The following is a 22,326-nucleotide window of genomic DNA, read 5'->3' on the forward strand; positions in this document are numbered from 1 at the left end:
ATGAAAAAAGCATTAATAGTTATTGATGTGCAAGCTGGAATGTATACAGCGGGAATGCCAGTATATAATGGGGAAAGGTTTTTACAAACATTACAAGAACTTATTGGGGCATGTCGTTCAAATGATATTCCAGTTATTTATGTACAACATAACGGGCCGAAAGATCATCCTTTGGAAAAAGGTACAGATGGTTGGAAAGTGCATGCGGCAATCGCACCACAAGAGGGTGATAGTATCGTTGAAAAGACGACACCAGATTCATTCTATAAGACAAACTTAAACGAAGTGTTACAAGAAAAAGGAATTGAGCACGTAATAATTTCAGGAATGCAAACAGAGTACTGCGTGGACACGACAACGCGCAGAGCATGTAGTGAAGGGTACAAAGTAACGTTAGTGAGTGATGCGCATAGTACGTTTGATACTGATGTATTACGTGCTGAAGATATTGTGAAGCATCATAACGTAGTGTTTGGAGCATTTGCGGATGTTGTTGCATTTAAAGATTTGAAAGTGGAAGCGTAAGTGGGAAAGTGGCTGTCTCTAAAAGAGTGGCCGCTTTTTTATTTGAAAACAAGTTGTCGAAGTGAGTCGATAAAACGATTTCAAATAAAAAAATGCCAGAAAATTTCGATTTACGGTCGATATAGATTGAGGGAATCATTTGCTACGTGTTGATTAATCCAAATACATAAAGCGACCAAATCCCGAGCACCGTACTTACTTTTACGTTTTACGAAACCCGTCTCCTGCGCGAGCTGTTGAAGGATGTTTGGAGATAGAAATCACTGTAGTTTTTCAGCGAATAAATGAAACTCATCTTGAATCGATAGAGTCATACAAAACACCATTATTTCTGTATATTTCTAAAAAAAATAGCATCTTTTTTGATTATATGCATACAAATTAATCTTAGCTTGATAGCGATGTGGTGCTATGCCTTGAAGAAAAAATTCACTATCACAATCCGTATAATTAGTGTTTTGCACTTCTCTACTAAATACACATCTACAAATTAGACATTCCCCTGTTCCTATACTTTATTATGACTCCTTAGGCAGTTTTATCTGTTTTAAATACCCAGTGTAGAAGAGTGAGTTGATAATCTGGTATCATCAACTCAAAAATTTTGCCTATAAAAGGGGCGGCAATTAGTGTACCGATTCTAATTGAGCCTAATGATTGAATGAAAATTACACATATTGTACCAGCCACACAAATATTTATTAAATCGCTTGAAATTTTGGCTTTACCGAATTTCAAATTAAATTTTTCACTAATTGCATAAGTTAACGCATCGTACGGCATTAATGGGAGTTTCGCTGGTGTATAGCCCATATAAAAAGCTCACTTCTCATATAAAAATAGATGAGGAGTGATTTTTTTATTATGAATAATGACAGATTATAATAATTAGAGTTATAAGAGATGTGATTTTTAGTATATTTTTCTCTGTGGGTGTACATATGTTGTTTTTATTCTTTTTGGATTTCAAATGAAATTTCTTTAGCTGCTTCTAAAGCTATTTTTTTCGCTTCTGTTTTAAAATTGGCTGCTGCTAAAACGTATCCACATCGATGTCCCATTGATGAAGGTGGTTTTAAGATAGTTCCTTTTTTAGGTTTTATATAAACTTTCTCTACACCAGGATATTTAGAACTACGGTTTTTCCCTGTAACTCGAATTAGTTTTCCTTTAGATTTAACTGTTAGGTAATGAGCGTACACATATTTATAATGTTTTTTATTTAGTGAAGGTTGATTTCCTAACATTAACTGAATAGTCTCTTGCACTAAGTTGATTCCATGTCCAATTTCAATTATGTCATTCATTGCTCCACCTGATATTCTGGGATTTATCTCAATTAATTTCCAAATATCTTTTATTCTCCGGAGTTCTAGATGACACGCTCCATTTTTCATATTAAAAGCCTGAATAACAGAATTAACTGCATTGAAAAGACTATTATATAGTCTTTTGTCTACCTGTCCTAGTAAAGAATAACCAGTAACAATAAAGCGTTCAAAAAGTGTAATTTCTTGTTCAATTACTGCTATAATATGGACTTTTCCATCTTGAACTAAAATTTCAACTAAGTACTGAGGTCCATCTATATATTCTTCAAGTAGAATTTCTTCATTAGGTAGTTTTTTTAAAAGACTTTGTATAGATAAGATTAATTGATCTTTATTTTTTACTAATAATACATCTTTGGATCCTGTTGATTTAGGGGATTTTACAATAAGAGGGAAATTCATCTCTTTAGTTTTTTCAAGAAAAGATGATAATGATTCTGTTGGTTTGTAAATTAAATATTTGAGTGAGATTGGTAATTCTTTAAGTACATTACGAGTTAATATTTTGTTTTCCATACGATAGATAGCTTTAGTAGATACAGTATGTGAGTTTGAGCAAAATTTTTCTGATAAACGCGCAGCCACATAAACATAAGGATCAATAAAACTAAATATCCCTTTTATGTTTTTTCCTGATTTATTTAATTTTTCAATTGTTGTAATTATATTATCATAATCATGTATATCAGTGAAAATCATCTGATGTACATCAGGGAATATAGTGCGTTCATTAATAAATTTTGTTTTTTTAGTTAATAAAACAGTAAAGAAATTAAGTTTTTCAGCTGCTTTGATTGCTTCCCTACTTGATCCAGATTTATTTGTTTCAATGAAAACGATAGTATCCATTTTATGTCACCTTAACCTTTATCATTTATCATTTTATAAAACCTGAGGTTTATTATTTCTATAGGTAGAATATTAAAATGAGGTTAAGCTTGTTCTGGATTTTTCGAAAAATGGTTGAATGAGGGAGAACATGAATATATATATTATGAATTTGATATTTGTTTTGAAAAAAATCTTTAGAAAGAAGGGAAGAAGAACTAACATGACTATAATTGGTATGCTTCATCATCGGAAAGATCCGAATGACGTAAAGAAAGCATATACTTATGCTGCTGTAGCTAAAGCTGAAGGTGTGGACTTTTTTTATTTTACTTTAGGGAAAGTAAATTTAGAAACGAAGAAGATTTTAGGTAAAACTTATGAAAATGGTAAATGGATGGAACAAGAATTTTCTTTTCCAGATGTTATTTACAATGCAAGTGTTCATGTTAGTGATAAAAATCAGCAAATCTATGATTATCTACATGAAAAAGTTCCTTTTACAAGTCATTCAATTGGAAATAAATTAAGTGTATATAACAGAATAAATAGAGCGAAAAAATTTAAGCAATATCTTATTCCTTTTTATGAATTAAATGATGTTAATAAGTTTTTTGACATGATTAATCGTTATGAAAAACTTATTATTAAACCTATTTCTGGACATCAAGGTAGTGGTATTGTTTTCATTGAAAAAAATGGGATGAATTACAGTATGAATGAGTCAGAACAAATTTCATCTATTAATAAAAAACAATTACGGAGCTTTATATCTGATAAGATTCAAGAGCAAGGTTACATAATTCAACAGTTTATTTCATGTCAAATGAAATCTGGTCATGTTTATGATTTTCGATTGCATGTTCAAAGAAATGGGGAAGGCAGGTGGGTTGTTACTTCTATATTCCCGAGAATAGGTCCATTAGGAAGTATTGTATCAAATATGGCTAAGGGTGGTTATAGTACTTATTTAGATGTTTTTTTAAAAGCGGAGTTTGATAACGATTGGTATAATATTAAAAGGTATTTAGAACGATTTGCAGTAACTTTTTCTAACCATTTTAATTCTTTATTTAGGGATGTATTATTTGATGAGTTAGGAATTGATGTAGGGATTGATAAAGATCAAAAATTGTGGTTATTTGAGGTGAATTGGAGACCAGGGGTACCTAATATATTTAATCTTGAACTAGATGTAGCTAGAAATTTAATTCACTATGCTAGATATTTGGCTGATAAATCTAAATAAGAAAAGGAAATAGAAAAATATAATCAAACCTAGAAACCTTTATATACCAATGTTTCTACTAATCTCTCTTTCTATATCTCCTATAAGGTTTTTCGCCATGCATCAAAATTTGGCGGATGCTGGACTGTCGCCAAGCCAACGTACCTAATACGAGGAAAATACCGGAACCTGGTAATACATCTTTCATTGTGGGCGGGGGCACATATTTATAAAAAAAATACGCTTGTCCAATCCATTATCATTCTCCAGTCATTTAATATTACAAAGGGGGAGAATATGGAAAACAATGAAAAAATCACGTTTCGATTTGTAAAAAAAGATGGAGAAGAAATTAATTTGGGAAATCTTGCTGATAAACGAAAAATTGTCATTGTCATTAATAATCAGATTACATTTGCACCGAATACAACACAAATTGCCAGTGGAGCCGGACAAAATAGTGCAGCAGGAAGTAATGCAGCAATCGATTCATCGAATACTCGACAGCAAGAAACGGTGGGCGCTGGAGGCGAAGCCATAAATAAGGGAATTAGTGGGGACCAGATTGAGCCGCATAAAATGAAAAAAGAAACTTCGGATGAAGAGGCGGAATTTGTACTTATCATCAATAATCAAATTAATAAAACCCGTAAGGAACAGGCTGGTGCTACTCAAGTGGCAAGTGGTGGTGGAGAAGACAGTGCAGCGGGAACCAATGCTGCCATCGAAAGTTCTAATACTAAACAGCAACATGCAGTGGGAGGCGGAACGGATAGTTCGGCAGAAAATGCAGGTGAAGAAGGCGACCAAATAGAAAAATGCGATTAAAGAAAAGGGCAGAATCTGTATCCGAAGATCCAGATTCTGCCCTTTTCTTTAATTAGTTATTACAGTTAAGATGGTTTACTCTCGATAAACACTGTTTTTTACTTTTTTAGAAGGGGTAGCACACATGCCATGCTCATCAACATAAGCGTTTTATTACACCAAAAAACAAAAAAATGTACAATATCTCTTGGAGATATCAATTTATTCATTTTGGGGTATTTGCTTTTTTTAGCTTGATGGCGATGGAGCTCCTTCATCAAAACATTACTTCTTTTTATCTTTATCCAACACATTCTGTTCTTCAGCAAACTCCGTGCCATATGCAAACCGGCGATTAATTCGAATGTTATCATTGCTGTGCCTTGTGTGGGAATTAGAAAAGCGATGGACGATTACTTCTGATAATGTAAAGACGATGGCAGAAAGGATACTGCCCCATGCAATTTGCATGTAGTTGTCTAATAAAATGTTACCGAAAATCCAAACACTTAAGTACGTAAGTAAGAAATCCGTCATAATGGCAGCGGAATTGCCAATTCGATTTAAAATAATTTTATCAACAAACATATAAGAAACGATTGTGACGAAGAGACTAAAAGAAATGATTTGGACGAGCGTTGCTGGGAAAAATAGAGCTAGTCCGATACTAAAAGCGATGATGCATGATATAAACTTGATAAGTATTACAGTAATATCACTCAATATTTACACCTCCCATTTATACATAGTTTTACAATAAATGCAGGAGTTCATACATTGGAACGGTTTAATTTAGATAAAACTTTATCATGCTGAAATTTTATCTAAATATTAAAAAAACATTTAAAAAATGTTATAGTGAAATGAGAGCGTATGACATTTTTAGGTAAGGGGGAATCCGGGATGTGGATAACTTCAGAAGTAGAAATTCCAGATGAGTTAATCGATCACCTTGAACAAGGTAAGTTAGTATTATTCGTTGGAGCAGGAGTTTCTATGAAGGGGAAATCAAACTTACCGAATTTCGATGATTTAGTTGATGAAATTTCGAAAGCTTTATATGTCGAAAGGCGTGAGATGACAGAACCCCACGATTATTATCTCGGTAAAATTGCGAAAACGAAAGATGTGCATCAAGTTGCAAGAGACCTCGTTAATATAGAAAAATCAAAACCAAATCCATTACACTATGCGATTCCAAGGCTGTTTCCGTTAGATACGGATGTTCGAATTGTAACGACAAACTTTGATCAACATTTTACGTCTGTAATTACAGAAATGAATAGAGAGCTGAATATTTATTATGCACCTGCTTTACCGACAGGGAGAGCGTTTAAAGGGTTGGCTTACATACATGGTAATGTAGAACAAGAGAAAGAAGCTTTAATTTTAACGGATGGTGATTTTGGAAGGGCTTACTTAACAGAAGGGTGGGCGAGACGATTTTTAGTTGATCTATTCTCAAATTACACTGTTTTATTCGTTGGGTATAGTCATAATGATCCTGTAATGAAATATTTAGCAACAGGCTTACCACCGAGTACAAGGCGTTATGCTTTCGTCGCACAAGGTGATAATACATATCATTGGGAGCATTTAGGGATAAGACCGATTGTGTATCCGAATAAAGCAAATAATCATCAGGCGCTTGTGAAAGCGGTGAAGCGGTGGGCGGAATTAATGGGGGATAATTATATTACGAAAAGAATGCGTATTCGTGATATTGTAACCGTTCCTCCATCAGTAGAGCAGGAGCAATTATCCTATATAAAACAGTCAATAAAAAAAATTGAAACCGTTCGGTACTTCGTTGAATTTGCTCGTGATTATGAATGGGTGGAATGGCTTGAAGCAGAAGGGAAACTAAGAAATTTATTTCTGCTTACAGCAAATTATGATGAAGTAGATGAATTGCTTGCGGAATGGTTGGTGGAGCAATTTCTATTTAGTCATCAAAAAGAACTATTTCAATTGATTTTTAAAAATCATTCTAAAATATCCCCGTTATGGTGGCGAACAATTTGTACTTACTTAAACGAAACGAAAGAAACGATGGACCCTTTGTTGTTTGCAAGATGGACATTGCTTTTATTAGAAACAGCAGAGAAAGATAGTAGCTCTATTGAAATGATCACATATTTATTGCAAAAATGTTCTTTCCCTGAGCATAAAGAAATTGGCTTGTTGCTATTAACGTTTATTTTAGACGGGAAACTTAAATTGAAGCGTGTAAGAAGATGGGGAAATGATACGCAAGAATCGATTGAACTCGAGGAATCGAGTCGTATACCAATGCCTATTTTTTCCCATGTGGAGCGAATTTGGAAAGAGAAAATGAGACCACATATTACTTACTACGCAAATCCGATTATGGTTACGGGGTTAGAAAAGATACAACTATTGTCATTAAGACAAAATGCACTGAAAAGAAGAGATAGAGAAATTTCAGAGCAGGAGTTACAGCAAAATGATTTTACATTTTTAATTCAAATTGTAAAAGAGTGTCTTACATATTTATGTGAAAACAATGAGAAAAAAGCAAATCATTATATTACAGAAATGATAGAAACTGATAGTGTACTTCAAAAGCGAATTGCAATTGAAGCAATGATTAATAATGTATTCGTTACAGCGGATGACAAACTGAAGTGGCTGTTACATGTAGATGTTCTGTTAGATTTCACATGTAAACATGAAGTGTTTCAACTTTTAAAGAATTATTACGCAGATGCTTTAGAGGAAACGAAAGAAGAAGTAATTCAACATGTATTAGAGTATCTTGCAGAAGAGAGGGCGTTTGATGCTTGTCTTGTATTAGACTTACTATTCACGTGTGATTCGAATAGTAAGTGTACGGCGGAAGGATACGAGCTAATGAAACAGAAACACCCCCATTTTTCTTCAGATCTATACAGTGTTCCAAAGAAAGAGGCAAATGAACAACGTATTACATGCAATGTAACAGCTGATGGATTACTGCAGCTGAAAGACGATGAAATAATGGAGCAAGTTCGGCATTTTTCAAGAGACGGTGTTTTTGAACAACGCCATTTTTTAGAGATGTTATCAAAAGCGTGTAAATTGAATGTAGAGTGGAGTATTTCGTTTGCTTATCAACTAGTAGGCGTGCACGAAATTAGTAATGAAGTATGGTTTGTATGTATTAGAGAATGGCGAAATAATAGGAATTTAACGAGTGAGCAAATTCAAAGGATTATTCCGTTATTGCAGAAGTTTTCTCGAAATACTACTTTTCATTGGCTAATTAGTAGTTTTCTATATGAAATTAGCAATCGATTAGAAGAGCTAGAAGAAAACAGTATACGGGTTATAAAGCGCTTTGCTTTTTCAGTATTTCCACATGTTATGAGAGGGGGAACAGATTTTAAAATTGGAAAACAAGAGTTTTACAATGAGTCTATACAGCATCCTGTTGGGAAGATGACAGCTGTATTGCTAAAACTGTTAGCGTACGATCACTTATATGATCGCAATGTATATGAATATTTATTTTTATTTGAAGAACAGGTAAGGGTTACTTCGGAACGAACGAACTTTATGTTAGCTCGTTTAACAGCAGATATTACGTTTTTATACCATATTGAGAAGCAATGGTGTCGGAAAAATGTACTACCTTACTTAGATTTAAAGAAAGAAAGTGAGCTTACGAAATATGCGTGGGCGGGATTATGTTATACGCAAATTAATGTACCTTTGTTTACAGAAATAAGACGATATATTAAGTATGCAGTAGAACATTTAGATGCACTACATCCATATACGAGAGAAGCATTTTTAAAATGGCTTAGCTTTGTATTTATTAAATGCGTATTATATTGGGAGCAAAAAACAGATTGGTTATATCCACTTTTGATGCAAGAAAACGAAGAGAATAAAATTAAGTTTATGCAGTATTTATGCTACTACGTAAAAACGTTAAGTGGTAAGGAACAACAAAAATTTTGGACAGCGTGGCTTAGTGTGTTTTTAAGAGAACGTCCGAAAATGGGCGTAATAACAACGAGAGAATACATGATGCTTTTACGTATTGTTTTATGCATGGATGAGGTTTTAGAAAAAGGATTAAATATTATTTCTAGTAAATTTCAAGGTGTGGAAGGACAATCTAATCAAGAAGAAATGAAACAGTTGTTTATAGAGATACTTGAAAAGAAAGAACGTATGAAAGCGTATAAAGAATTGTATGCAAATGTGTTTTTTACTTTACTTCAGACGTGTCAAGAAGCCGATTTACTTGAAAGTGAGATCATACAAATAAAAGAACTATTAACCAGGTATGAAGTAGAAAGACATGTATTAAATTTAATCGAAAATGAAATAATTCGCATCGGAATCGTAACGGAGAATTTACAAGAGGAATCATAGGGCGGAAGTGGAATTTTTAAAAAATATATAAAAAGTTATTGACAGTGTTTTGAAAAGCGTTCTATAATACGAATCATACTTATTCAATTTCAAAAACATTTGAATAAACAAAGTGCAATGAAGAGATCACAGTAGTGGTTAGTCTTACTGTAACAGAGAGTCTGGTGGTTGGTGTGAACCAGTACAGGGATAATCATGAATTACAGTCTTGGAGCATCTTTTTCGTAGTAAAGATAGTATTGTCTTTATGAAGGAAAAGCGGTCAATTGATCGTTAACAGTGAAGAGAGGTAGACGGAAAGTTAGTCTACAACTAGGGTGGTACCGCGATAAATATCGTCCCTACTGATTTATTCAGTAGGGACTTTTTGTATTTTAGTGGTCCAACTTGAAAATAAAATAGTCACGCGTTGAAAGGAAAAGAAGTAGTTGTTGTTTCCCTGTAACAGAGAGCTGGTGGTTGGTGCGAACCAGTACAAAAACAAGAGCGAATTACAGTCCTGGAGCATCTTTTTCGTAGTAAAGATAGTTATTGTCTTTATGAAGGGAAAGACGGTCAGATGATCGTTAACAATGAAGAGAGGTAGGCGAAATAAGTCTACAACTAGGGTGGTACCGCGATAAATATCGTCCCTACTGATTGAATCAGTAGGGCTTTTTTGTACAAAAAAGTGGCTTATTAACTAGTAGTTAGTGTCTTTATGGTAATTATTAGTTTAAAATAAGAAGAGGTATCGATTCCACTTTAAATTTGTATAATTAACCAGTTCAGAAAATAGAGAATTTTTTATTCTCTTACTATACTTTTAAAACATTAGAGGAGGATTTCCAAATGGCAAATCACGAATTAGATCAATTACGTAAACAGGTAGATGAAATTAACTTACAATTATTACACTTATTAAACAAACGCGGTGAAATCGTTCAAAAAATTGGGGAACAAAAGCAAGTACAAGGTACGAAACGCTTTGATCCAGTACGTGAGCGTGAAGTACTTGATATGCTTGCAGAGCATAACGAAGGACCATTCGAAACGTCAACGATTCAACATATTTTCAAAACGATTTTCAAAGCAAGCTTAGAATTACAAGAAGATGATAACCGTAAAGCATTACTAGTTTCACGTAAAAAGAAAAAAGAAAATACAATTGTTAATGTTAAAGGTGAATTGATTGGAAACGGAACACAAACGTTCATCATGGGACCTTGTGCGGTAGAAAGTTTAGAGCAAGTTCGCCAAGTAGGGCAAGCTATGAAAGACCAAGGCTTAAAATTAATGCGCGGCGGTGCTTTCAAACCGAGAACATCTCCATACGATTTCCAAGGTTTGGGAGTAGAAGGTTTACAAATTTTACGACAAGTAGCAGATGAGTTCGACTTAGCGATTATTAGTGAAATTTTAAATCCGAATGACGTAGAAATGGCGCTAGAATACGTTGATGTAATTCAAGTTGGAGCACGTAACATGCAAAACTTCGATTTACTACGAGCTGTAGGTAAAGTTAACAAGCCAGTATTACTAAAACGTGGATTAGCAGCAACAATTGATGAGTTCATTAATGCAGCGGAATACATTATTGCACAAGGTAATGACCAAATTATTCTTTGTGAGCGCGGTATTCGCACATACGAGAGAGCGACACGTAACACATTAGATATTTCAGCAGTACCGATTTTAAAGAAAGAAACACATTTACCAGTTATCGTTGACGTAACACATTCAACAGGACGTAGAGATTTACTATTACCAACAGCGAAAGCGGCACTTGCAATTGGAGCAGATGCAGTAATGGCGGAAGTACATCCAGACCCAGCAGTTGCGTTATCAGATTCTGCGCAACAAATGGATATTCCAGAATTCCATAGATTCATGGATGAGTTAAAAGGTTTCAAAAATAAATTATCTTAATTCCATATCATAAATGCGCTGAAGAGGAAACAGTAGTGCTTATCTCACTGTTAAAGAGAGCTGATGGCCGGTGTGAATCAGTACAAAGGTAAGCATGAATTACAGCCTTGGAGCATCTTTCCCGCCAACTTTTGGAGAGAAAGACGGTCAAACGATCGTTAAAGAAGAAGAGAGGTAGACGAAAGAAGTCTACAACTAGGGTGGTACCGCGATAAACATCGTCCCTACTGAGCGCTCAGTAGGGACTTTTTTGTACAAAAAAAATAGTAAAGGGGCAAGAGAAATGAGATACATTACAGCTGGAGAATCACATGGGCCGCAGTTAACAGTTATTTTAGAAGGTGTACCAGCAGGTTTAACATTAACAGCGGAACATATTAATAAAGAATTATTAAGAAGACAAAAAGGGCATGGGCGCGGAAGACGCATGCAAATTGAAACAGATACAGTTGAAATTGCAAGTGGTGTACGTCACGGAATGACACTTGGTTCACCAATTACGTTAATCGTAAAAAATGATGATTTCAAACATTGGACGAAAGTAATGGGTGCTGAACCAATTTCGGAGCAAGAAAGTAAAGAAATGAAACGTACTATAACGAAACCACGTCCAGGACATGCGGATTTAAACGGGGCAATTAAATACGGCCATCGTGATATAAGAAACGTATTAGAGCGCTCTTCTGCAAGAGAAACGACAGTTCGTGTTGCTGCTGGTGCAGTTGCGAAACAAATTTTGAAAGAACTAGGTGTGGAAATTGCAGGGCATGTTCTTGAAATTGGTGGGGTACAAGCGAAGCGTATTTCAAACTTACCAATTGAAGAAATTCAAACGATAACTGAAAATTCACCAGTTCGATGTTTAGATAAAGAAGTAGAACAAGAGATGATGAATGCGATTGATGATGCGAAAAGTAGCGGAGATTCTATAGGCGGTATTGTCGAAGTCATTGCAGAAGGAATGCCAATTGGAGTTGGTAGCTACGTTCATTACGACCGAAAATTAGATGCAAAACTTGCCGGTGCTATTATGAGCGTGAATGCGTTTAAAGGTGCTGAAATCGGAATTGGTTTTGAAGCGGCAAGACAGCCGGGAAGTAAAGTGCACGATGAAATTTTATGGGATGAAGAAAAAGGATACACGAGAAATACGAATAATGCCGGCGGTTTAGAAGGCGGTATGACAACAGGTATGCCAATTGTCGTAAGAGGCGTAATGAAGCCAATTCCTACATTATATAAACCGTTAGCAAGCGTAGATATTGATACGAAAGAAGCGTTCCAAGCGAGTATTGAGAGATCTGATAGCTGTGCAGTACCAGCAGCAGGTGTTGTAGCTGAAGCTGTCGTTGCATGGGAACTTGCCGGTGCACTAGTCGAGCAATTCGGAAAAGATCGCATGGAATTACTAAAACAAAATATTTCGCACCATAACAAATACGCAAAAGAATTTTAATGAAAAGGTGGATTTAACATGCGAGTAAAAGATCAACTATCATCATTACAACCGTATAAACCAGGTAAATCACCAGAGCAAATGAAAGAAGTATACGGGAATCATTCATTTGTTAAGTTAGCATCAAATGAAAATCCATTTGGCTGTTCACCTCGTGTTTTAGGAGAATTACAAAAATCGTGGCAGGAACATGCTTTATATCCTGACGGAGGTGCTGAAGTACTCCGTCAAACAATTGCAGAGAAATTACAAGTGCAAATGGAACAAGTGCTTTGTGGTAGTGGACTTGATGAAGTCATTCAAATTATAAGTCGTGCAGTGCTCTGTAAAGGAGATAATATCGTAACTGCTGGCGCGACATTCCCTCAGTACCGTCATCATGCAATTATTGAAGGCTGTGAAGTGAAAGAAATTGCTTTAAAGAACGGTGTATATGATCTAGATGAAATTTCTTCAGCAGTTGATGAACATACAAAAATCGTATGGATTTGTAATCCAAACAACCCGACAGGCACATATGTGAATGAGCGAAAATTGACTCAATTCATTGAAAGCATTAGTGAAAATACGTTAATTGTCATTGATGAAGCGTACTATGAATACGTAACAGCAAAAGATTTCCCTGAGACATTACCGCTTCTAGAAAAACATAACAACATTCTTGTACTTAGAACGTTTTCTAAAGCGTACGGATTAGCTTCTTTCCGCGTTGGTTATGCGATTGGACAGGAAGAGTTAATCGAGAAATTAAATGTCGTACGTTTGCCATTTAACGTATCTTCATTAGCGCAAAAAGCAGCGACGATTGCTTTTAACGATGAAGCGTTTATTGAAGAAATAGTTCGTGTTAATACAGAAGGATTACAACAATACGAGAGTTTTTGTACAGAAAATGAAATTCCATTTTATCCGTCGCAAACGAACTTTATCTTCTTGCCGGTAGATAATGCTGGGGAAATTTATGAAGCTTGTGCGCATGCAGGGTTTATTATTCGTCCGTTCCCAAATGGTGTCCGTATTACAATCGGAACTAGGGAACAAAATGAAGGAGTGATTTCAGTGTTAAAACAACACTTTGAAAATAAAAAAGGTAAGTCTCGAGATGAGGCAAATGTGTAAAAAGGTAGTATTAATCGGTACTGGATTAATAGGAGGCTCTCTTGCATTAGCGATTAAAAAAGAGCACGATGTAACGATTATCGGTTATGACATATTTAAAGAGCAAGTAGAGCGCGCAAAAGAATTACATGTAGTTGATGAAGTAGCAATAGATTTACAGCGTGCATGTGAGGAGGCAAATTTAATTGTATTTGCCTCTCCAGTTGAAGAAACGAAAAAGTTGTTACACAAACTTGCATCATTTCATTTACGAGAAGATGTCATTGTTACCGATGTAGGAAGTACGAAAGGGACAATCATGAATGAAGCGGAAGCTTTATTAACAAAGAAAGTTTCATTTATCGGCGGTCATCCGATGGCAGGTTCTCACAAAACAGGAGTTGAAAGTGCAAAGGCACACCTTTTTGAAAACGCATTTTACATTTTAACGCCAATGAATCACGTGCAGGCGGATCAAGTAGACGAGCTAAAAGAATGGTTAAAAGGAACAGGCTCTCATTTTCTTGTATTAAATACAAAAGAACATGATTATATAACAGGAATAGTTAGTCATTTTCCGCACCTAATTGCAGCAGGATTAGTAAAACAAGTTGAGAAACATGCTGGTGATAATCCGCTTATTCATCAACTAGCGGCAGGCGGATTTAAAGATATAACACGTATTGCATCAAGTAGTCCGAAAATGTGGAGTGATATCGTAAAGCAAAATCGCGGGCATTTATTGGAACTATTAGAAGAATGGATTTCAGAAATGGAAGAGCTATATAAGACGGTTTCTAAAGGAGATGCAGGAGAAATACAAAGTTATTTTGCAGATGCGAAAGAATATCGTGACTCTTTACCAGTTCGAAAAAGAGGGGCGATTCCTGCCTATCACGACTTATACGTCGACGTTTTAGATAAAGTAGGGGCATTAGCCCATATCACAAGCATTCTAGCAGAAGAAGAAATTAGTATTACGAACTTGCAAATATTAGAAGCGCGAGAAGGATTGCTCGGAGTTTTACGAATTAGTTTCCAAAGAGAAGAGGATCGAACGCAGGCAAAAATTGCGCTCGGAAAAAAAGAATACCAAACGTATGAAACAATTTAATGAGGAGGGTGACAACGTGAAAGAAAAAAGAGTACAAACTGTAAATAACGGATTGAATGGCACAATTACAATCCCTGGAGATAAATCAATTTCCCATCGCGCTGTCATGTTTGGCGCAATCGCGGAAGGTAAAACAACAATTAAAGGATTTCTTCCTGGTGCGGATTGTTTAAGTACTATTTCTTGTTTTAAAGAAATGGGAGTAGAGATTACACAAAATAGAGACGAAGTTACGGTAATTGGAACAGGATTAGAAGGTTTACAAGAGCCAAAAGCTGTATTAGATGTTGGTAATTCTGGTACAACGATTCGATTAATGTCAGGAATACTTGCAAACATACCATTCTTTTCTTGCGTGCAAGGTGATGCTTCAATTGCGAAGAGACCGATGCAACGTGTAACAAATCCACTAAAGCAAATGGGTGCAAAAATTGATGGCCGAAAAGAAGGAACGTTTACGCCGCTCACAATACGAGGCGGGAATTTAAAGGCGATTGAATATACTTCACCGGTAGCAAGTGCGCAAGTGAAATCAGCTATTTTACTTGCAGGCCTTCGCGCAGAAGGTGTAACAACTGTTACAGAACCTCATATTTCCCGCGATCATACAGAAAGAATGCTTGAGGCGTTTGGCGTTACAGTAACTCGCGTGGGGAAAACTGTAAAACTAGCTGGTGGACAAAAGCTAAAAGGAACAGATGTTCAAGTGCCAGGTGATGTATCATCAGCGGCATTTTTCTTAGTAGCAGGTGCAATTATTCCAAATAGTAAACTACTATTACAAAATGTGGGAATGAATCCGACTCGTACAGGTATTATTGATGTTCTTGAGAAAATGGGCGTTACGTTTACTGTAGAGCAGATTAACGAAGGAGCATCAGAACCTGCTGCAAATATTACAATTGAAACATCGCCGTTGAAAGGAATCGAAATCGGTGGAGATATCATTCCACGACTGATTGATGAAATCCCAATTATCGCTTTAGCGGCAACACAAGCAGATGGAATTACAGTCATTAAAGATGCACACGAGCTAAAAGTGAAAGAAACGAATCGTATCGATACAGTCGTTGCTGAACTAACGAAACTAGGAGCTCGTATTGAAGCGACCGACGACGGAATGATTATTTACGGTAAATGTAAACTAAAAGGAAATACAGTACATAGTCACGGTGATCACCGCATTGGAATGATGCTTGCGATTGCCGGCTGTATAGCTGAAGGAGAAACAACGATTGAAGATGCAGAAGCAGTAGGTGTATCGTATCCTACATTTTTTGAAGAACTGCAAACGTTAGCTAAATAAAGTGATGAGAAGCAGATATGCAATGTATCTGCTTTTTTATGTTGGCTTTTTTCGTAAATAATGTTGCTTTATTGTGTAAGAATTTTATCCTTATTGATTTTATGAGATTTTTACGCATAATTGTAACTAAGGGAGAGGATTCTAAGTTAGGTAAACAGAATATTAGCACAACGGTTTCGGGGGATTTAATTGTTACCCATCTAATTGGCAAGATTAATACAGCTGATGTTTATGAATGGTTTCATGGTTTCGAGCAGGTTTGTCAGCAATTCATTTCCGAGGGGCGGAAATACAAATTGTTGGTGGATAGAAAAGGATACACGCCAGATCATTTTTCTGTTCAAAAAGCATGGAAAGATAAGTTCTTCAATGAAACCATTTTGAATCACAGTAAGGCAATTGCGTTTCTCCTTGAAGAAGGGGAGATAATGAATTATTTACAACAATCCAATACGAAAGAATCCGTAAAATTTTTCGATGATTATGAACAAGCATTAATTTGGTTGAATGAATATCCAATATAAAAACTTTATTGAACCAGTTTCTCTCAATCAACTGGTTTTTTTATGCCCGTAATGTTGCCGTTGTTATAAGTTTCATCACTTTCAATGGTACCTCTTAGCTTCGCAAACCCAAGAGAACGCAAGGCGTTTAATATTCTTATGCCGCCAATATAAAGCAGTTGAAAAGAGCCTTTATGTTAGATTTTTTCTAAATCGATATCTTTTGTTGAAACATCCTCTTAATTTCACTTACCGAACTATAATAGTTTGAATTATGATATAATTCAAACGAGGAATGGAGGAGAAATATATGAACGTTATAAAATTAAAAGAAGATAAGTTTAGAGAAGCATTACGTTTATCAGAATATGCTTTTCAATATAAAGCAAATGAAGAATGGATAGAGCAGAAAATTGCAAGAATGAAGGAAAGCCATCAAATATACGGTATTATGGAAGGAGAAGAGTTAGCTGCAAAGTTGCACTTAATTCCTTTTCATATTTACATAGGAAAAGAAAAGTTTAAAATGGGCGGCGTTGCGGGGGTAGCGACGTATCCGGAACATAGAAGAAGTGGATATGTAAAAGAGTTACTTCAGCATTCACTGCAAACTATGAAAAGAGATGGATATAGTGTATCGATGTTACATCCATTTGCCGTTTCATTTTATCGTAAATACGGCTGGGAACTTTGTGCGAATCGAATCGTATGTCAGATGACAAAGAGCGATTTAATAATTAAAAAACAAGTGAATGGTACAGTGAAACGTTTTAGTAAAGATAATCATCCAGAAGAAGTAGAGAATCTATATGAAACATTTGCAGAACGATTTTCTGGTATGTTAGTTCGCGGACGTAAATGGTGGTTACAAGCGGTGTATCATGATTTAACATTGGCAGTTTACTATGATGAAAATAAAACGGCGGCTGGTTACATTTTATACAAAATAGAGAATTCTAAAATGAAAGTAGAAGAATTTGTCCCATTACATAATGAAGCAAGAATTGGTCTTTGGAACTTCATCTGCCAACATGATTCTATGATTAAAGATCTAGAAATGATACTAAGTGAGACAGAACCACTTCTTTACACATTACAAGAACCACGAGTAAAAGCAGAAGTAACTCCATATTTCATGGGAAGAATTGTAGATGTAGAACAGTTTTTCAAACAATATGAATGGAACTGGAACAACGAAGAGCAAGAAGTAATATTACATATTACAGATTCATTTGCACCGTGGAATAACGTAACGGTTCAACTTAAAAATAACGAAATAACAATCGTTAAAGAAGAAACAGCAAAAGAAAATGGAATTCAAATCGATATTAATGCGTTATCTACTATTATGTTTGGTTACAAGCGACCGCTAGAATTAAATGAAATAGACTTAATAAGCGGTAGCGAAGAGGAGATACGTGCATTTGAGAATGTAGTGCCGGTGCGTAAGCCGTTTATTTATGATTTCTTTTAATTTTGTAAAGCTTTGTGCGGCATACTAATGTGTAAATAGCAATGTACTATAATTAAACATAATTAGTTATAGTACATTGCTGCTTTTAACGAAGCATTATGAATGTTAACCACTTGACTTTTAATTCATGTAATTTATAATTATAAACGGAATGAATTTTCATTCCTGAAAATTGAGGTGAGAAAAATGGCTAAAAATAAGCAAGAGGATATTTTTGATGCTGCTATAAAACTTTTCGCAGAACGTGGTTACGATGGTACGACAATTCCGATGATCGCTGAAAAAGCAAATGTCGGCGCTGGTACTATTTATCGCTATTTTGAAAATAAAGAGGCACTCGTTAACTCATTATTTTCAAAAAGCATGCTACAGCTATCTGAAACAATAAAAACTGATTTTCCTGTTGAAGCAAATATTCGAGAACAGTTTAGTCATACGTATAACCGTTTATTTGAATTTGCGAGAAACAATGTGGATGCTTTTCTTTTTACAAATTCGCACTGTGATAGTTATTTTCTTGATGAACAGAGTAAGAAAATATTTGACGATTTTATAGGCTTCTTTATGAATATTATTGAAGATGGAATCGAAAAAGGTTTTCTTCGTCCATTGCCTATAATTGCTTTAATTATTATTGTATATCAACCGCTTGAAAAATTAATAAAAGTAATGGCGACAGGGCAGTTAGAATACTCAAAAGAATTAGTAAAAGAATTGGAAGAGAGCTCTTGGAATGCTATTAGAATCATTTGATTCTATAGCTTTATAAGGACAGGAATGAACATTCATTCCTAAATAAATATAAAAAACGATTACAGGAGATGATATATCTGTACAATTAAAGGAATGAATATTCATTCCGCTGGTAGTGATTTAATAGAATTGAAAAATAATTTAATAGGATAATAGGAATGAACGTTCATTCCGAAATGATATTTTCAAAAACAGGGAATGAATATTCATTCTCTATGCACCATGAAACTCTAATAACAGGAGATGATTCAAATGAGCAAGCTAAAAAGTTGGAGAAGTTTATCTTTTCTATTATGGATAGTTATTACTATTGCAATGATCGTAACGATGCCTAATATGGATCAGTTAGTGAAGGAAAAAGGGCAAATCACGATTCCTAATACAGAACAAAGCAGTATTGCTGACAAGATGATAAAGGAGATGGATAAAGAAGGGGCTGAAAAGTATGAAATTATAGCTGTCTTTAATAGTGGAAGTAAGAAGGCTTTAACAAATGAGCAAAAAGAGGAAATAACGAAAACAATCAATGCCCTGCAAAATGAAAAAGAGCAATTAGGAATTAAGGAAGTCGTTTCACATTTAGATAATAAAGAACTGGAGAAACAATTAGTTTCTAAAGATAATACGACTATTTTAACGCAAATATCGGTAGATAAAAAACACGGTAAAATACCAAAAATTGTAAATAATCTTCATGAAAAAGTACAAACGAAAGGAGTTACAACGTACTTAACAGGAAGTGATTTAATAGCGGGTGATTTTCTTACATCCTCTCAAGAGGGCGTGAAAAAGACAGAAGTTATTTCGATCATTTTCATTCTTGTAGTATTAATCATTGTATTCCGTTCACCAGTTGTTCCGATTATTTCTCTTCTTACAGTTGGTGTTTCGTATTTAATTTCAATGGGGATTATTGCCCATCTTGTTGATCAATTTAATTTTCCGTTTTCAAACTTTACGCAAGTGTTTGTAGTTGTCGTCCTGTTTGGAGTAGGAACAGACTATAACATTTTATTATATACGAGATTTAAAGAAGAATTAAGTAAACAAGAAAATGCATATTTAGCTACGCAAGAAACTTTTAAATCGGCAGGTAAAACCGTTTTATATAGCGGGATAGCAGTACTAATTGGCTTTGCATCTCTTGCTTTAGCAAGTTTTAAATTATATCAATCTACTTCAGCGGTAGCAATTGGTGTCGCAGTACTACTACTCGTATTAACCACTTTAAATCCGTTTTTCATGGTGCTATTAGGAAAAGGAATGTTTTATCCAGTTAAAACATTTAAAGGACATGAGGATAGTCGTTTATGGGGATTCTTTGCGAAAAATTCAGTAGCAAGACCATTTATCGCTTTAATTATCGTATTCGTGATATCGATTCCATTCGTATTAAAATATTCTAACACGCTTAATTACAATGATTTATTTGAAGTGGATAATAAATATGAATCAAAAATGGGGATTAACGTAATAGAAGAGCATTTTCCGCCTGGTTTTTCTTCACCAAGTACGTTAGTCATTCAATCGGATAAAAAGTTAGATGAGGCGACTTCTTTACAAACTTTAGATGAACTTACCGATAAAATCTCGAAAGTTAAAGGAGTCTCAGAAGTATATTCACCGACGCGTCCAACTGGAGATAAGATTAAAGAATTATATATAAATAAACAAGCCGGAGAATTAAATACAGGCTTAGGAGATGCAAATGGTGGCATAAAAGAAATTAATGAAGGATTAACTGATGCGAAAGATAAAATGGGTAGTAATGACTCAAATAGTCTTGCAAATGTTCAAAAGTTAATTGATGGAACAAATGAAGCGAAAAATGGCGTATCAGCATTAGGGACAGCTTTAAATCAATTATCGAATGGAATAAACAATGGAGCACAAGGAGCGAAGCAAATAGAGGATGGGCTAGCATCATTAAACGGAAATATCAATGCCCTGTCAAATGCAACTTCGCAGCTTCATGCTGGTTATGCTCAGTTAGAAAAAGGTTTAAGTTCGTACGATCAATATTTCGGAAGTATTTCTCAAGCGATTGATGGTGCGAAAAAAGGATATGAACAAATTGAAACGTTAATGAACAATTTCATTCAAACAAAACCAGAATTAGCAAATGATCCTAATGTGCAGCAAACATTAGGAATTGCAAAAGAAGCTCAGAAGCAATTGAGTGTTCTTTCAAATGAATTAAATCAATTAGCGACGCAGCACAAAGCAGCGATGAGTTCATTTAAAGAAGCAAATCAATCATTATTAAAAGTAGATAATGGTTTAAAGGAAATGAACAATGGAGTAACGCAACTACAAAAAGGAGCTGCTGAACTGAAAAATGGATTGAACGAAGGAGCTACAGGTTCAAAACAAATTTCGAACAAATCGGCTGACTTACAATCTGGATTAACGAAAATAAACGATGGGCAAGGACAGTTATTAACTGGACTGAAAGATTTACAAGAAAAGATGGGGCAATTGCAATCAGGTTTATCTAAAAGTACAGAGGGTTTAGGAAAAGTAAGTAACGGTCTAGGTGACGCTCAAAAATATTTAGGAGAGCTAAATGAGTCGAAAAGCTCTGAGAAATTTTATATTCCGAAAGAAGTTTTAGAAGGAGAAGATTTCCAAAAAGCATTGAATACGTACATGTCACATGATAGAAAGACTGCTAAAATGACAATTATTTTAGACGTAAACCCGTATTCAAAAGAAGCGATGCCTATCATTCAAGAAATTAATAAAACGATAGATGGTACGTTAAAGGGAACAGAACTAAATGATGCGAAAAAAGCAATTGGAGGGACAACAGCTAGAAACGTTGATTTAAAAGAAGTAACCGGGCAAGATTTCCTACGTACTGCTACGATTATGTTATTAGGGATTTCGCTTGTATTAATCGTGATTACACGCTCATTCTTAAACTCAATCTTTATTATTGGGTCGTTAATTTTAGCGTACTTTGCATCACTTGGTATAAGTGAACAAATTAGTGCACATGTATTAAACGTAGAGTCATTAAGCTGGAATGTTCCATTCTTTAGCTTCATTATGATTGTCGCTTTAGGAGTGGATTATAGCATCTTCGTTATGATGCGATACAATGAGCTAGAAGGGGATTCAGTAACGAAAATTGTAAATGCATCTCGTCACATAGGAGGAGTCGTATTATCAGCGGCACTTATTTTAGGAGGAACATTTGCAGCGTTAATTCCTTCAGGAGTATTGACACTTATACAAGTAGCATCCGTTGTTGGCGTTGCTCTTTTACTATTAGCTTTAATTGTAATGCCGATATTGTTACCTGCTTTAATAGGATTGACGAGTAAATTGAAGAGTTATAAAGAGAAAATAATAAATACGAAATAAGAAAAACCTGTAGGGAATGTTTTCTCTACAGGTTTTTTGTATATAAAATATGAAATGAAAAAATGATTCAATGTATTACAGAATGAGAAGCGAATAGGGATATTAGAAAGAGGTCGATGATATACAAAAAATAGCTAGGGGAATGGATAAAAACTATTCGATTTCGTTGTAGAAAGCTAATCAACCGTTGCTATTCATCCAGCTTCTACTATATAATAGCTATAGTCTACAATAATTGAG

General features: G+C 35.0%; 15 protein-coding genes, 3 pseudogenes and 3 other annotated features. Of the genes and pseudogenes, 13 read left to right on the top strand and 5 right to left on the bottom strand.

Annotated elements, in window-relative coordinates; all coding sequences use genetic code 11:
• Nucleotides 1-525, top strand: coding sequence for a cysteine hydrolase family protein (locus tag JFU18_RS00720; protein ID WP_078184947.1), 525 nt, complete (start codon nucleotides 1-3; stop codon nucleotides 523-525).
• Between the two features lie 128 nt (nucleotides 526-653).
• Here JFU18_RS00720 and JFU18_RS00725 read toward each other — a convergent pair.
• The 3 genes and pseudogenes from JFU18_RS00725 to JFU18_RS00735 all read right to left on the bottom strand — a co-directional run.
• A pseudogene (locus JFU18_RS00725) lies at nucleotides 654-839 on the bottom strand (IS4 family transposase); the annotation flags it as partial.
• A 214-nt stretch (nucleotides 840-1,053) separates the two neighbouring features.
• Nucleotides 1,054-1,338 (bottom strand): annotated as a pseudogene (locus tag JFU18_RS00730) (DUF6198 family protein); the annotation flags it as partial.
• 137 nt (nucleotides 1,339-1,475) lie between these two features.
• Nucleotides 1,476-2,705 carry an ATP-grasp domain-containing protein gene (locus tag JFU18_RS00735; protein WP_201033964.1) on the bottom strand — a complete coding sequence of 410 codons (1,230 nt, stop codon included), beginning with the start codon at nucleotides 2,703-2,705 and terminating at the stop codon, nucleotides 1,476-1,478.
• A gap of 130 nt (nucleotides 2,706-2,835) precedes the next feature.
• Between JFU18_RS00735 and JFU18_RS00740 the strand changes: the two genes are divergently transcribed.
• Complete coding sequence (locus JFU18_RS00740) at nucleotides 2,836-3,933, top strand: YheC/YheD family endospore coat-associated protein (protein ID WP_078184949.1); 1,098 nt, start codon at nucleotides 2,836-2,838, stop codon at nucleotides 3,931-3,933.
• 276 nt (nucleotides 3,934-4,209) lie between these two features.
• Nucleotides 4,210-4,740: a hypothetical protein gene (locus JFU18_RS00745; protein ID WP_002031980.1), complete on the top strand. Its 531-nt coding sequence runs from the start codon at nucleotides 4,210-4,212 to the stop codon at nucleotides 4,738-4,740.
• A 264-nt stretch (nucleotides 4,741-5,004) separates the two neighbouring features.
• Here the strand turns inward: JFU18_RS00745 and JFU18_RS00750 are convergent, their stop codons facing one another.
• Nucleotides 5,005-5,442, bottom strand: coding sequence for a YndM family protein (locus tag JFU18_RS00750; protein ID WP_002032800.1), 438 nt, complete (start codon nucleotides 5,440-5,442; stop codon nucleotides 5,005-5,007).
• A gap of 150 nt (nucleotides 5,443-5,592) precedes the next feature.
• Between JFU18_RS00750 and JFU18_RS00755 the strand changes: the two genes are divergently transcribed.
• From JFU18_RS00755 to JFU18_RS00785, 7 genes are all read left to right on the top strand, one after another.
• A complete protein-coding gene (locus JFU18_RS00755) occupies nucleotides 5,593-9,105 on the top strand; it encodes a DUF4020 domain-containing protein (protein WP_201033963.1) in 3,513 nt (1,170 codons plus the stop codon).
• 108 nt (nucleotides 9,106-9,213) lie between these two features.
• Nucleotides 9,214-9,451: a binding site (T-box leader), on the top strand.
• A 54-nt stretch (nucleotides 9,452-9,505) separates the two neighbouring features.
• Nucleotides 9,506-9,742 (top strand) — a binding site (T-box leader).
• Between the two features lie 194 nt (nucleotides 9,743-9,936).
• Nucleotides 9,937-11,013 carry a bifunctional 3-deoxy-7-phosphoheptulonate synthase/chorismate mutase gene (locus JFU18_RS00760; RefSeq protein ID WP_002013433.1) on the top strand — a complete coding sequence of 359 codons (1,077 nt, stop codon included), beginning with the start codon at nucleotides 9,937-9,939 and terminating at the stop codon, nucleotides 11,011-11,013.
• Between the two features lie 9 nt (nucleotides 11,014-11,022).
• Nucleotides 11,023-11,242 (top strand) — a binding site (T-box leader).
• A 54-nt stretch (nucleotides 11,243-11,296) separates the two neighbouring features.
• Nucleotides 11,297-12,469, top strand: a complete 1,173-nt coding sequence (gene aroC, locus JFU18_RS00765; RefSeq protein WP_201031268.1) for a chorismate synthase — start codon at nucleotides 11,297-11,299, stop codon at nucleotides 12,467-12,469.
• Between the two features lie 18 nt (nucleotides 12,470-12,487).
• Nucleotides 12,488-13,588, top strand: coding sequence for a histidinol-phosphate transaminase (gene hisC / locus JFU18_RS00770; RefSeq protein WP_201031267.1), 1,101 nt, complete (start codon nucleotides 12,488-12,490; stop codon nucleotides 13,586-13,588).
• Nucleotides 13,581-14,681: a prephenate dehydrogenase gene (tyrA, locus tag JFU18_RS00775; protein ID WP_201031266.1), complete on the top strand. Its 1,101-nt coding sequence runs from the start codon at nucleotides 13,581-13,583 to the stop codon at nucleotides 14,679-14,681. Before hisC ends, tyrA begins: the two co-directional genes overlap by 8 nt.
• A gap of 16 nt (nucleotides 14,682-14,697) precedes the next feature.
• Entirely contained in the window at nucleotides 14,698-15,987 is a 1,290-nt protein-coding gene (gene aroA, locus JFU18_RS00780) for a 3-phosphoshikimate 1-carboxyvinyltransferase (RefSeq protein WP_201031265.1), read from the top strand.
• 17 nt (nucleotides 15,988-16,004) lie between these two features.
• The gene (locus tag JFU18_RS00785; RefSeq protein WP_201033962.1) at nucleotides 16,005-16,511 is read left to right on the top strand and encodes a SpoIIAA family protein; all 507 of its coding nucleotides are present in this window, start codon (nucleotides 16,005-16,007) and stop codon (nucleotides 16,509-16,511) included.
• Nucleotides 16,512-16,555: 44 nt separating this feature from the next.
• Here JFU18_RS00785 and JFU18_RS30455 read toward each other — a convergent pair.
• Nucleotides 16,556-16,673, bottom strand: a pseudogene (locus tag JFU18_RS30455) (IS1595 family transposase); the annotation flags it as partial.
• A gap of 127 nt (nucleotides 16,674-16,800) precedes the next feature.
• On the opposite strand from JFU18_RS30455, the gene JFU18_RS00790 reads away from it, so the two are divergent.
• The 3 genes from JFU18_RS00790 (at nucleotide 16,801) to JFU18_RS00800 (ending at nucleotide 22,086) form a co-directional block, all read left to right on the top strand.
• Entirely contained in the window at nucleotides 16,801-17,964 is a 1,164-nt protein-coding gene (locus tag JFU18_RS00790; protein ID WP_201031264.1) for a GNAT family N-acetyltransferase, read from the top strand.
• A 186-nt stretch (nucleotides 17,965-18,150) separates the two neighbouring features.
• Nucleotides 18,151-18,717, top strand: coding sequence for a TetR/AcrR family transcriptional regulator (locus JFU18_RS00795; RefSeq protein WP_002013443.1), 567 nt, complete (start codon nucleotides 18,151-18,153; stop codon nucleotides 18,715-18,717).
• Between the two features lie 252 nt (nucleotides 18,718-18,969).
• Nucleotides 18,970-22,086: an MMPL family transporter gene (locus JFU18_RS00800; RefSeq protein ID WP_201031262.1), complete on the top strand. Its 3,117-nt coding sequence runs from the start codon at nucleotides 18,970-18,972 to the stop codon at nucleotides 22,084-22,086.
• Nucleotides 22,087-22,326 lie beyond the last annotated feature (240 nt).

Origin of the sequence: Bacillus sp. TH22, assembly GCF_016651015.1 — a bacterium.
Taxonomy (GTDB): domain Bacteria; phylum Bacillota; class Bacilli; order Bacillales; family Bacillaceae_G; genus Bacillus_A; species Bacillus_A mycoides.